Origin of the sequence: Pseudomonas sp. NPDC012596 (assembly GCF_042902325.1) — a bacterium.
Classification (GTDB): domain Bacteria; phylum Pseudomonadota; class Gammaproteobacteria; order Pseudomonadales; family Pseudomonadaceae; genus Aquipseudomonas.
In genome coordinates, this window is the sequence record NZ_JBIBEB010000007.1 from 22,155 (window position 1) to 34,034 (window position 11,880).

Sequence of the window (11,880 nt, forward strand, 5' to 3'; positions counted from 1 at the left end):
CTAGGGTTCGCCCTGGTGACCCTTCGGTCGCGGCGCAGTATATCAAACCAATCGGGCTATTCAGCAAGGCGAAGTGACATCGGCGCCATTTATAAGACCAAAGACGTAGGGGCAATGTGGTGTGTTGTCGCAGTGCTTGCAGGTCGGCGGATGTGGTTTAGGCTCAGTGGGATCGCATGATGTCCAATCACACCCGAAAGCGGAGTAGTGCAAGCATGGGATACCAGAAAATCAAGGTTCCGACCGACGGCACCAAGATCACCGTCAATGCAGACCATTCGCTCAATGTGCCCGACAACCCCATCATTCCCTATATCGAAGGGGACGGGATTGGCGTCGACGTTTCTCCCGTCATGATCAAGGTCGTGGACGCGGCCGTGCAGAAGGCCTATGGCGGCAAGCGCAAGATCGCCTGGATGGAGGTGTATGCCGGCGAGAAAGCTACCCAGGTCTACGACCAGGACACCTGGCTGCCGCAGGAAACCCTCGACGCGGTGCGCGAATACGTGGTGTCGATCAAAGGCCCGCTGACCACCCCGGTGGGTGGCGGCATTCGTTCGCTGAACGTGGCCTTGCGCCAGCAACTTGACCTGTACGTGTGCCTGCGCCCAGTGGTGTGGTTCCAGGGCGTGCCGAGCCCGGTGAAAAAGCCTGGCGACGTGGACATGGTGATCTTCCGTGAGAACTCCGAGGACATCTACGCCGGCATCGAGTGGAAAGCCGGCTCGCCCGAAGCGAACAAGGTGATCAAGTTCCTCAAGGAAGAAATGGGCGTGACCAAGATCCGTTTCGACCAGGACTGCGGCATCGGCGTCAAGCCGGTCTCCCGCGAGGGCACCAAGCGCCTGGTGCGCAAGGCCTTGCAGTATGTGGTGGACAACGACCGTGAGTCGCTGACCCTGGTACACAAGGGCAACATCATGAAATTCACCGAAGGCGCCTTCAAGGACTGGGGCTACGAGGTGGCCAAGGACGAATTTGGCGCCGAGCTGCTCGATGGCGGCCCGTGGATGAAGTTCAAGAACCCCAAGACCGGCCGTGAGGTGGTGGTGAAGGACGCGATCGCCGACGCCATGCTGCAGCAGATCCTGCTGCGCCCGGCCGAATACGACGTAATTGCCACGCTCAACCTCAACGGTGACTACCTGTCCGATGCCCTGGCGGCGGAAGTGGGGGGTATCGGTATCGCGCCAGGCGCCAACCTGTCCGACACCGTGGCCATGTTCGAGGCCACCCACGGCACAGCGCCCAAGTACGCGGGCCAGGACAAGGTCAACCCCGGCTCGGTGATCCTCTCTGCGGAGATGATGCTGCGGCACATGGGCTGGACCGAAGCGGCCGACCTGATCATCAAAGGTACCAACGGCGCGATTGCGGCCAAGACCGTGACCTACGACTTCGAGCGGCTGATGGAGGGGGCGAAGCTGGTGGGCAGCTCAGGCTTTGGCGACGAGATGATCAAGCATATGTAAGGCAATATAAAACCGGCCGTCTCCCTGAAGAGGCGGCCGGTTCATTCGTATACCGGCACAGAGCAATGGCCAGGCTCAGGCGGTTTCGCTCTGCGGTTCGCCCTGGTTTTTGGCGACCTCTGCCGCTGCTGCCGCATCCTTGATTTCGACCGCATGCAGGCCTTTGGGGCCCTGGACGATGTCGAACACTACGGACTGGCCCGCTTTGAGGGTCTTGTATCCGTCCATCCGGATGGCTGAGTAATGAGCGAACAGGTCATCGGATTTACCTTCCTCATTGATGAATCCGTAGCCCTTGGCATTGTTGAACCACTTGACTTTACCGCTTGCCATCCCTATGTCCCTCTGCAAAGGACTCCATCACTGGAGTATCATCCACTTCATCCGCATACGAACCTTGCGAAAAATCTGGTTGACTGCGCGGATCTTTATCGACCACGGTGGGTTCTTATTGGTTGTAACACCGTTTTGCCGATAGTCAAGGTCGCCCAGCGTGTGCGCTGGCAGTGGCCTGTGCGGTCAACCCATAACCTTAACCTGACGATCATGATGAAAATCTTTCCATGCATGCACGTAGCGAGATTCGACTAACATTCAATCAGGATCGCCCGCAATCGAATGAGGACGACGGCTCAGGTCTTGCAGTCCAGGAAGCCAAGCCGATCCTGCAGGCGCCACCCATGTACAAGGTGGTTTTGTTCAACGATGACTACACGCCGATGGATTTCGTCGTCGAAGTGCTCGAAACGTTCTTTAGTTTGAACCGCGAGCTGGCGACCAAGATCATGCTGACCGTCCATACCGAAGGGCGGGCAGTGTGCGGATTGTTTACCCGTGACATCGCCGAAACAAAGGCCATGCAGGTCAACCAATACGCCAGGGAAAGCCAGCATCCGCTACTCTGTGAAATCGAGAAGGACGGTTAATCGCCGACCACTTGGGTATGAGGTGAAGCTATGTTAAACCGCGAGCTCGAAGTCACCCTCAATCTTGCCTTCAAGGAGGCCCGTTCGAAACGTCATGAGTTCATGACCGTCGAACATCTGCTGCTGGCACTCCTTGACAATGAGGCTGCTGCGACCGTTCTGCGCGCCTGTGGCGCCAATCTCGACAAACTCAAGCACGACCTGCAAGAGTTCATCGATTCCACCACGCCCCTGATTCCAGTCAACGACGAAGACCGCGAAACCCAGCCAACCCTGGGCTTCCAGCGTGTGCTGCAGCGTGCCGTGTTCCACGTGCAAAGCTCCGGCAAACGTGAAGTAACCGGTGCCAACGTGCTGGTGGCGATCTTCAGCGAACAGGAAAGCCAGGCCGTGTTCCTGCTCAAACAGCAGAGCGTGGCCCGTATCGACGTGGTCAACTACATTGCCCACGGCATTTCCAAGGTGCCGGGCCATGGCTCGCACGCCGAAAGCGACCAGGAGATGCAAGACGAGGAGGGTGGTGAAACGTCCTCTTCCAGCAACCCGTTGGATGCCTACGCCAGCAACTTGAACGAACTGGCCCGTGCCGGGCGTATCGACCCGCTGGTCGGGCGCGAGCAGGAAGTCGAGCGCGTTGCGCAGATTCTTGCCCGCCGCCGCAAGAACAACCCGCTGCTGGTCGGTGAGGCCGGCGTGGGCAAGACCGCCATTGCCGAAGGCCTGGCAAAACGTATCGTCGACGGCCAGGTCCCCGACCTGCTGTCGCAGAGCGTGGTGTATTCCCTCGACCTGGGCGCGTTGCTGGCGGGTACCAAGTACCGCGGCGACTTCGAAAAACGCTTCAAGGCGTTGCTGGGTGAGTTGCGCAAACGCCCTCAGGCCATCCTGTTCATCGACGAGATCCATACCATCATCGGTGCTGGTGCGGCGTCGGGCGGGGTGATGGATGCGTCCAACCTGCTCAAGCCGCTGCTGTCGTCCGGCGAGATCCGTTGCATTGGTTCGACGACCTTCCAGGAGTTCCGCGGCATTTTCGAGAAGGACCGTGCACTGGCGCGGCGCTTCCAGAAAGTCGATGTCAGCGAACCTTCGGTTGAAGACACCGTCGGCATTCTGCGCGGCCTCAAAGGGCGCTTCGAAAGCCATCACAACATCGAGTACAGCGACGAGGCCCTGCGCGCCGCCGCTGAACTGGCATCGCGCTACATCAATGATCGCCACATGCCGGACAAGGCCATCGACGTGATCGACGAGGCGGGTGCCTACCAGCGCCTGCAGCCCGAGGCGAATCGGGTCAAGCGCATCGACGTGCCGCAAGTAGAAGACATCGTCGCCAAGATCGCGCGCATTCCGCCGAAGCACGTCAGCAGTTCCGACAAGGAGCTGCTGCGTAACCTGGAGCGTGACCTGAAGCTGACCGTGTTCGGTCAGGACCAGGCGATCGACTCGCTGGCCACGGCGATCAAGCTGTCCCGCGCAGGCCTGAAGGCGCCGGACAAGCCGGTTGGTTCGTTCCTGTTTGCCGGCCCTACCGGTGTCGGCAAGACCGAAGCGGCGCGGCAGCTGGCCAAGGCGCTGGGCGTGGAGCTGGTGCGCTTCGACATGTCCGAGTACATGGAGCGCCACACCGTATCGCGTTTGATCGGTGCGCCTCCTGGTTATGTCGGGTTCGACCAGGGCGGCCTGTTGACCGAGGCCATCACCAAGCAGCCGCACTGCGTGTTGCTGCTCGATGAAATCGAGAAGGCCCACCCGGAAGTCTTTAACCTGCTGCTGCAGGTGATGGACCACGGCACCCTGACCGACAACAACGGGCGCAAGGCGGACTTCCGCAACGTGATTGTGATCATGACCACCAACGCCGGTGCTGAAACCGCGGCCCGGGCGTCGATCGGCTTCACCCATCAGGACCACGCGTCCGATGCCATGGAGGTCATTCGCAAGAGCTTCACGCCGGAGTTCCGCAACCGTCTGGACACCATTATCCAGTTCGGCCGCTTGAGCCACGAAACGATCAAAAGCATCGTCGACAAGTTCCTCATCGAACTGCAGGCGCAGCTGGAAGACAAACGTGTGCTGCTGGAAGTCAGCGATGACGCCCGCGGTTGGTTGGCGGCCTCTGGCTACGATGTGCAGATGGGCGCGCGGCCGATGGCGCGGCTTATCCAGGACAAGATCAAGCGGCCGTTGGCTGAGGAGATCCTGTTTGGCGAGCTGGCCGAGCATGGCGGTGTGGTGCACATCGACCTGCGCGATGGCGAACTGGTGTTCGACTTCGAGACCACCGCAGAAGTGGCCTGACAGGCTGGGCCCTTGTGGGAGCGGGCTTGCCCCGCGAACACCGGCGAAGCCGGTGCCATGCACCGCGGAGTCGGCTTCGCGGGGCAAGCCCGCTCCCACTGAGGGTGATGCAATACTGCAATGCTACAAGCACAAAAAAGCCCGGCACATGGCCGGGCTTTTTCATGGCTGGAGCTTAGCGCGCACGGTAGGTGATGCGGCCCTTGCTCAGGTCGTACGGCGTCAGCTCGACGCGTACCTTGTCGCCAGTGAGAATGCGGATGTAGTTCTTGCGCATCTTTCCGGAGATGTGCGCGGTTACGACGTGCCCGTTTTCCAACTCCACGCGGAACATGGTGTTGGGCAGGGTGTCGACGACAGTACCTTCCATTTCGAAGCTGTCTTCTTTCGACATGCAGTTGAGCCCTCGGTGTCCAGTGTTGGCCCGACGCATAACCGCACCGGGCAAAAAAGTGGCGTGGATTATGCCGGAAAATAGTGTGTCAAGCCAATGCTTTCAGTTGAGGGTGACCCAGCGCTGGTTGATCAGCAGTTCGATGGGGCGGTACTGGGTCTTGTAGTTCATCTTCTTGCAGTTCTTGATCCAGTAGCCCAGGTACACCGCTTCCAGGTCCTGGCGCACCGCTTCGGTGATCTGCCAGAGAATGGCAAAGCGGCCCAGGCTGCGCCGTTCCTCGCCAGGCTCGTAGAAGGTGTACACCGCCGACAAGCCATTGGGCAGCAGGTCGCACACCGCGACGGCCAGCAGGCGGCCGGCCAGGCGGAACTCATAGAACCAGCAGAACGGCAGGTCGCGCACCAGGAAGGTAGAAAACTGGTCGCGGCTCGGCGGGTACATGTCGCCATCGGCGTGGCGGGTTTCGATATAGCGCCGGTACAGGTCGAAGTACTCTTCCTTGAAGGCCGGGCGTGCGGCGGTCACGGTGAGGTCGGCGTTGCGCTTGAGGATGCGCCGCTGCTGGCGGTTAGGGATGAAGCGCGCAGCGGGAATGCGTGCGGGTACGCAGGCATTGCAGTTTTGGCAATGCGGGCGGTACAGGTGGTCGCCACTGCGCCGAAAACCCATTTCCGACAGGTCGGCGTACACGTTCACGTCCATCGGCTGGCTGGGGTCGAGGAACAGCGTGGTCGCCTGTTCGTCCGGCAGGTAGCTGCAGGAGTGGGGCTGAGTGGCATAGAACTTCAACCGCGCCAACTCTGTCATGATCGACCCCTTCGGTGAGACTTTGTTTTAAGTGTAAGCCAGCTCTCGCAACTCGCCTAGTTGAGCCAGGTGGCGCTGTTGGGCTGGTCGAGGTGGCGGGCCAGGTACTCGGCAAAAGTGGCGCGGCTGATGGCGCGGGCGCCCAGGCTGTGCAGGTGGTTGGTGGGCATCTGGCAGTCGATCAGCACGAAGCCGGCCTGGCGCAGGTGCTCGACCAAGGTCACGAAGCCGACCTTCGAGGCGTTGTCGGCGCGGCTGAACATCGATTCGCCGAAAAACAGCTGGCCCATTGCCAGGCCGTACAGCCCGCCAACCAACTCGCCGTCCTGGCGCACTTCCACAGAATGGGCGATGCCCCGTTTGTGCAGTTCGCAGTATGCGTTGCGCATGGTGTTTGTGATCCAGGTACCGTCGGCGTAGTCGCGTGGTGCCGCGCAGGCGTCGATCACGGCGGGGAAGTCGGTGTCGAAGCTGACCTGGTAGCGGCCCTGGCGCATCAGTTTTGCCAGCGAGCGCGAGACATGCAGTTCGCCCGGCAGCAGCACGGTGCGTGGGTCGGGCGACCACCAGAGAATCGGCTGGCCGTCCTGATACCAGGGGAAGCAGCCGTGGCGATAAGCCTGCACCAGGCGCTCGGGGGTCAGGTCGCCGCCAGCGGCTAGCAGGCCGTTGGGTTCATGCAGGGCCTTTTCCAGGGGCGGGAAGGTCAGCGAGTCGCGGGTTAGCCAGGTGAGCATGGTCTATCGTGCGGTGGGGGAGGGGAGAGGGCAGCATGGCAAGGCAGGCTTGTGGGGTCAATGCTGTTGCCCGCCCGGTTGCCGTTTTGCCCGTAATGCGTCTGGTCAGATGAAACAATAGGCAAATTCCTACACATTACAGCGGCCGTAGGCACCATCTGGCACATTTGCTGTCACACCTGTGCAAAAACACAGCATAAGCCTTTGTCACGAAAGAAAATGCATGCTCAAATTGCACCTATACGAAAGTCGCCCCCAGCCAAGCTCCATACGGCGTACCGCCATGGCGGCCGGCGGGCAGTAATGTTAAAAGTAGTGGTTCATTGGCCGGGCGCCGGCCGATCACTACTGGACGCGCAGCACGCGCAGGAATAGACGCGTTTTGAAGAAATCCACCGCAACTCCAGCTCCTTTGCCTGTGCCCCTGTGGCGGCAGCAGCTGCATTACCGCCTCAAGGAAGGTGCGTTGATCGCTGTCGGCGCCCTGTGCCTGTACTTGTGGATGGCGCTGCTGACCTACGACACCTCGGACCCTGGCTTCAGCCACACCAGCAACGTCGACCAGGTGCAGAACGCCGCCGGGCGTGCCGGTGCCTACTTCTCCGACATCCTGTTCATGGTGCTCGGCTACTTCGCCTACATCTTCCCGCTGCTGCTGGCGATCAAGACCTGGCAGATCTTCCGTGAGCGCCACCAGCCGTGGCAGTGGAGCGGCTGGCTGTTCTCCTGGCGCCTGATCGGCCTGGTGTTCCTGGTGCTGTCCGGTGCGGCGCTGGCGCATATCCATTTCCACCCGCCGGCGAGCCTGCCGTTCTCTGCGGGCGGTGCCCTGGGCGAGAGCCTGGGTGACCTGGCGCGCAACCTGCTGAACGTGCAGGGCAGCACGCTGATGTTCATTGCCTTGTTCCTGTTCGGCCTGACCGTGTTCACCGACCTTTCGTGGTTCAAGGTGATGGACATGACCGGCAAGATCACCCTCGACCTGTTCGAGCTGGTGCAAGGCGCGGCCAACCGCTGGTGGGAGGCGCGCAACGAGCGCAAACGCCTGGAAGCGCAACTGCGCGAGGTGGACGAGCCGAGCTTCAAGGCAGCACCGACGGCCACTGAAAAACGCGAGCCGGCCAAGGCTCAGCTGCGCGAGCGCATCGTCGAGCGCGACGAACCGCCAGCCCGGCCCGTTGCTGCACCACGCGAACCTGTGGTGCCACGCGAAACAGTCGTGCCGCGCGAGCAGGCTGCGGCCCCGGTCATCATCCCGCCAGCGCCGGCCAAGGCGCCGGAGCCGAGCAAACGGGTGATGAAGGAGAAGCAGGCACCGCTGTTCGTCGACAGCGCTGTGGAAGGCACCTTGCCGTCGATTTCCATCCTCGACCCGGCCGAGGAGAAAAAGATCGAGTACTCGCCAGAGTCCCTGGCCGGCGTCGGCCAGCTGCTGGAAATCAAGCTCAAGGAATTCGGCGTTGAAGTCTCGGTGGACTCGATCCACCCGGGCCCGGTCATTACCCGCTACGAAATCCAGCCAGCGGCCGGGGTCAAGGTCAGCCGCATCGCCAACCTTGCCAAAGACCTTGCGCGTTCGCTGGCGGTGACCAGTGTGCGGGTGGTTGAGGTGATCCCTGGCAAGACCACCGTGGGTATCGAGATCCCCAACGAAAACCGGCAGATGGTGCGCTTCTCCGAAGTGCTGTCGTCGCCGCTGTTCGACGAATCCAAGTCGCCGGTTGCCTTGGCCCTGGGTCACGACATCGGTGGCAAGCCGGTGATCACCGACCTGGCCAAGATGCCTCACCTGCTGGTGGCCGGTACCACCGGTTCCGGTAAGTCGGTGGGTGTGAACGCGATGATCCTGTCGATCCTGTTCAAGTCTGGCCCTGAAGACGCGCGGCTGATCATGATCGACCCGAAGATGCTCGAACTGTCGATCTACGAAGGCATCCCGCACTTGCTGTGCCCGGTGGTCACCGACATGAAGGACGCCGCCAACGCACTGCGCTGGAGCGTCGCCGAGATGGAGCGCCGCTACAAGCTGATGGCCGCCATGGGCGTGCGTAACCTGGCGGGCTTCAACCGCAAGATCAAGGACGCCCAGGAGGCCGGCGAGGTCGTCCACGACCCGCTGTACCGCCGCGAGAGCATGGATGACGAGCCACCGACGCTGAACACCCTGCCGACCATCGTGGTGGTGGTGGACGAGTTCGCCGACATGATGATGATCGTCGGCAAGAAGGTCGAAGAACTGATCGCCCGTATCGCCCAGAAGGCTCGTGCTGCCGGTATCCACTTGATCCTCGCCACCCAGCGCCCATCGGTGGACGTCATCACCGGCCTGATCAAGGCCAACATCCCAACCCGCATGGCGTTCCAGGTGTCGAGCAAGATCGACTCGCGGACCATCATCGACCAGGGTGGCGCCGAGCAGCTGCTGGGCCACGGTGACATGCTGTACATGCCGCCGGGCACCAGCCTGCCGATCCGTGTCCACGGCGCGTTCGTCTCTGACGATGAAGTGCACCGAGTGGTCGAAGCCTGGAAGTTGCGCGGTGCGCCGGACTACAACGACGACATCCTCAACGGCGTCGAAGAGGCCGGCAGTGGCTTCGAAGGCGGCGGCGGTGGTGGTGGTGGCGACGAGGATTCGGAAAGCGACGCCCTGTATGATGAGGCGGTGCAGTTCGTGCTCGAAAGCCGCCGCGCGTCGATCTCGGCCGTGCAGCGCAAGCTGAAGATCGGCTACAACCGCGCCGCGCGCATGATCGAGGCTATGGAGATGGCCGGCGTGGTCACCCCGATGAACAGCAACGGCTCGCGGGAAGTGATTGCCCCGGGCGGCCCGCGCGACTGATGAACACCTTGCCAGGTGCCCGCAGGGCGCCTGGCTCATTTACTGCCCTAAGAGGATTTCCATGCGCGCGATTCGCATGCTGTTGGTTTCTGCCCTGGCTATGGGTTCCGTGGCGGCTTACGCTGGCGAACAGGACGTGCAACGCCTGACCCAGCTGCTGGAAAAGTCGCAGACCATCGAAGCCAATTTCTCTCAATTGACGTTGGGCGCCGACGGTACCAGCCTGCAGGAAACGTCTGGCCAGATGACTGTCAAGCGCCCGGGCCTGTTCTACTGGCACACCAACGCGCCGCAGGAGCAGGTGGTGGTGTCTGACGGCAAGATGGTCACCCTTTGGGACCCAGACCTGGAGCAAGCCACCATCAAGAAGCTCGATGTGCGCCTGAACCAGACCCCGGCGCTGCTGTTGTCCGGTGACGTGTCGAAGATCAGCCAAAGCTTCGACATTGCGTCGAAGGAACAGGGCGAAGTGATGGACTTCACCCTCAAGCCGAAGACCAAGGACACCTTGTTCGACTCGCTGCGCGTGTCGTTCCGCAAGGGCCTGATCAATGACATGCAGCTGATCGACAGCGTCGGCCAGCGCACCAACATCCTGTTCAATGGCGTGAAAGCCAACCAAGCGGTGCCGGACAGCAAGTTCAAGTTCGACATCCCGAAAGGCGCGGACGTCATCAAGGAGTAATCAGAGCTCACCATGGACCTGTTTCGAAGCGAACCTGTTGCCCAGCCCCTGGCTGCCCGGCTGCGCCCGTCCAACCTGGACGAGTACGTCGGCCAGGAGCACCTGCTGGCGCGCGGCAAACCGCTGCGTGAGGCGCTGGAGCAGGGTGCGCTGCACTCGATGATCTTCTGGGGGCCGCCGGGGGTGGGCAAGACCACACTCGCGCGGCTGCTGGCGCAGTTCTGCGATGCGCACTTCGAAACGGTTTCGGCGGTGCTGGCCGGGGTCAAGGAGATCCGCCAGGCCGTCGAGGTGGCCAAGCAGCAGGCTGCTCAATATGGCCGTCGCACAATTCTATTCGTTGACGAGGTGCACCGCTTCAACAAGTCCCAGCAGGATGCTTTTCTGCCCTTTGTCGAAGACGGCACGCTGATTTTCATTGGCGCCACCACAGAAAACCCGTCATTCGAGCTGAACAACGCCTTGCTCTCGCGGGCGCGGGTGTATGTGCTCAAGAGCTTGGATGAACCGGCATTGCGCAAGCTTGTCGACCGAGCCCTCAGCGAAGAGCGCGGCTTGGGCAAGCGTCATCTGAGCGTCGGTGACGAGGCCTTCAAGATGCTTATGGCCGCCGCCGACGGCGATGGCCGGCGCATGCTCAACTTCCTCGAAAACGCCTCGGACCTGGCCGAAGATGGCGGCGAGATTGGTGTCGACCTGCTGCAAAGCTTGCTCGGCGACAGCCGCCGGCGCTTCGACAAAGGCGGCGAAGCGTTCTACGACCAGATTTCCGCCCTGCACAAATCGGTGCGCGGCTCCAACCCTGATGGCGCGCTGTACTGGTTCGCGCGCATGCTCGACGGCGGCTGCGACCCCCTGTACATCGCCCGCCGCGTGGTACGCATGGCCAGCGAAGACATCGGCAACGCCGACCCGCGCGCCCTCAGCCTGTGCCTGGCGGCGTGGGATGTTCAGGAGCGCCTGGGCAGCCCCGAAGGCGAGCTGGCGGTGGCCCAGGCCATCACCTACATCGCCTGTGCACCCAAAAGCAACGCGGTGTACGTGGGCTTCAAGACGGCCCTGCGCGAAGCGGCCGAGCATGGCTCGCTGGAAGTGCCGCTGCACTTGCGCAACGCCCCGACCAAGCTGATGAAACAACTCGGCTATGGCGACGAATACCGCTATGCCCATGACGAGCCCGATGCCTACGCCGCCGGCGAAGATTACTTCCCCGACCAGCTCGAACCGCGCCAGTACTACCAGCCCGTGCCCCGTGGCCTGGAGCTGAAGATCGGCGAAAAACTGCGCCACCTGGCCGAACTTGACCGCAACAGCCCCCGCCAGCGGAGAAAACCGTGATTGCACTCATCGCCGCGGTCAGCGCGGGCGGTATCGCCGGTACCTGGTTGCGCTTCGCCACCTCGAACTGGGTCACGGCCCACTGGCCTCGGCATTTCTACCTCGGTACGCTGGCCGTCAACCTGGTCGGCTGCCTGCTGATCGGCTTGCTTTATGGCCTGTTCCTGCACAAACCGCTGGCGCCGGTCGAGCTGCGCGCCGGCCTGATCGTCGGCTTTCTTGGCGGGCTGACGACGTTTTCCTCCTTTTCGCTCGATACCGTGCGCCTGATGGAAAGTGGGCAAGTGCCCCTGGCCGTGGGCTATACCGGTATTAGCGTGATGGGCGGGCTACTGGCCACCTGGGCCGGCCTGTCCCTGACCCGACTCTGAACCA

Annotated in this window: 11 protein-coding genes; 7 read left to right on the plus strand and 4 right to left on the minus strand. The window is 61.8% G+C overall.

Translation table 11 applies throughout. From position 1 onward, the window contains the following. The first annotated feature begins 215 nt into the window (after positions 1 to 215). Complete coding sequence (gene icd, locus ACFY68_RS10520) at positions 216 to 1,472, plus strand: NADP-dependent isocitrate dehydrogenase (RefSeq protein WP_387526561.1); 1,257 nt, start codon at positions 216 to 218, stop codon at positions 1,470 to 1,472. A gap of 75 nt (positions 1,473 to 1,547) precedes the next feature. Here icd and cspD read toward each other — a convergent pair whose 3' ends face one another. Continuing rightward, the gene (gene cspD, locus ACFY68_RS10525) at positions 1,548 to 1,805 is read right to left on the minus strand and encodes a cold shock domain-containing protein CspD (protein ID WP_387526564.1); all 258 of its coding nucleotides are present in this window, start codon (positions 1,803 to 1,805) and stop codon (positions 1,548 to 1,550) included. 230 nt (positions 1,806 to 2,035) lie between these two features. Between cspD and clpS the strand changes: the two genes are divergently transcribed. After that, positions 2,036 to 2,398, plus strand: coding sequence for an ATP-dependent Clp protease adapter ClpS (clpS, locus tag ACFY68_RS10530; protein ID WP_012315251.1), 363 nt, complete (start codon positions 2,036 to 2,038; stop codon positions 2,396 to 2,398). 30 nt (positions 2,399 to 2,428) lie between these two features. Further along, a complete protein-coding gene (gene clpA / locus ACFY68_RS10535) occupies positions 2,429 to 4,699 on the plus strand; it encodes an ATP-dependent Clp protease ATP-binding subunit ClpA (RefSeq protein ID WP_346612123.1) in 2,271 nt (756 codons plus the stop codon). 175 nt (positions 4,700 to 4,874) lie between these two features. Here clpA and infA read toward each other — a convergent pair whose 3' ends face one another. The 3 genes from infA to aat all read right to left on the minus strand — a co-directional run bounded on the left by infA (position 4,875) and on the right by aat (position 6,640). After that, entirely contained in the window at positions 4,875 to 5,093 is a 219-nt protein-coding gene (gene infA, locus ACFY68_RS10540; RefSeq protein ID WP_002553999.1) for a translation initiation factor IF-1, read from the minus strand. Between the two features lie 102 nt (positions 5,094 to 5,195). Then, the gene (locus ACFY68_RS10545; protein WP_346612124.1) at positions 5,196 to 5,903 is read right to left on the minus strand and encodes an arginyltransferase; all 708 of its coding nucleotides are present in this window, start codon (positions 5,901 to 5,903) and stop codon (positions 5,196 to 5,198) included. Positions 5,904 to 5,959: 56 nt separating this feature from the next. Continuing rightward, the gene (gene aat / locus ACFY68_RS10550; RefSeq protein ID WP_387526568.1) at positions 5,960 to 6,640 is read right to left on the minus strand and encodes a leucyl/phenylalanyl-tRNA--protein transferase; all 681 of its coding nucleotides are present in this window, start codon (positions 6,638 to 6,640) and stop codon (positions 5,960 to 5,962) included. Between the two features lie 382 nt (positions 6,641 to 7,022). Between aat and ACFY68_RS10555 the strand changes: the two genes are divergently transcribed. The 4 genes from ACFY68_RS10555 (at position 7,023) to crcB (ending at position 11,876) form a co-directional block, all read left to right on the plus strand. Further along, positions 7,023 to 9,482 (plus strand): DNA translocase FtsK, encoded by a 2,460-nt coding sequence (locus tag ACFY68_RS10555; RefSeq protein ID WP_387526571.1) that lies wholly within the window; start codon positions 7,023 to 7,025, stop codon positions 9,480 to 9,482. A 61-nt stretch (positions 9,483 to 9,543) separates the two neighbouring features. After that, complete coding sequence (gene lolA, locus ACFY68_RS10560) at positions 9,544 to 10,167, plus strand: outer membrane lipoprotein chaperone LolA (protein ID WP_387526574.1); 624 nt, start codon at positions 9,544 to 9,546, stop codon at positions 10,165 to 10,167. A gap of 12 nt (positions 10,168 to 10,179) precedes the next feature. After that, positions 10,180 to 11,505 carry a replication-associated recombination protein A gene (locus ACFY68_RS10565; RefSeq protein WP_387526577.1) on the plus strand — a complete coding sequence of 442 codons (1,326 nt, stop codon included), beginning with the start codon at positions 10,180 to 10,182 and terminating at the stop codon, positions 11,503 to 11,505. Further along, the gene (gene crcB / locus ACFY68_RS10570) at positions 11,502 to 11,876 is read left to right on the plus strand and encodes a fluoride efflux transporter CrcB (RefSeq protein ID WP_387526580.1); all 375 of its coding nucleotides are present in this window, start codon (positions 11,502 to 11,504) and stop codon (positions 11,874 to 11,876) included. The genes ACFY68_RS10565 and crcB overlap by 4 nt, the downstream gene beginning before the upstream one ends. Positions 11,877 to 11,880 lie beyond the last annotated feature (4 nt).

Excerpts from the sequence above, each read along its gene's own strand:
- icd (WP_387526561.1), top strand. The coding sequence starts at position 216 with ATGGGATACCAGAAAATCAAGGTTCCGACCGACGGCACCAAGATCACC.
- cspD (WP_387526564.1), bottom strand. The coding sequence starts at position 1,805 with ATGGCAAGCGGTAAAGTCAAGTGGTTCAACAATGCCAAGGGCTACGGA.
- clpS (WP_012315251.1), top strand. The coding sequence starts at position 2,036 with ATGCATGCACGTAGCGAGATTCGACTAACATTCAATCAGGATCGCCCG.
- clpA (WP_346612123.1), top strand. The coding sequence starts at position 2,429 with ATGTTAAACCGCGAGCTCGAAGTCACCCTCAATCTTGCCTTCAAGGAG.
- infA (WP_002553999.1), bottom strand. The coding sequence starts at position 5,093 with ATGTCGAAAGAAGACAGCTTCGAAATGGAAGGTACTGTCGTCGACACC.
- ACFY68_RS10545 (WP_346612124.1), bottom strand. The coding sequence starts at position 5,903 with ATGACAGAGTTGGCGCGGTTGAAGTTCTATGCCACTCAGCCCCACTCC.
- aat (WP_387526568.1), bottom strand. The coding sequence starts at position 6,640 with ATGCTCACCTGGCTAACCCGCGACTCGCTGACCTTCCCGCCCCTGGAA.
- lolA (WP_387526574.1), top strand. The coding sequence starts at position 9,544 with ATGCGCGCGATTCGCATGCTGTTGGTTTCTGCCCTGGCTATGGGTTCC.
- ACFY68_RS10565 (WP_387526577.1), top strand. The coding sequence starts at position 10,180 with ATGGACCTGTTTCGAAGCGAACCTGTTGCCCAGCCCCTGGCTGCCCGG.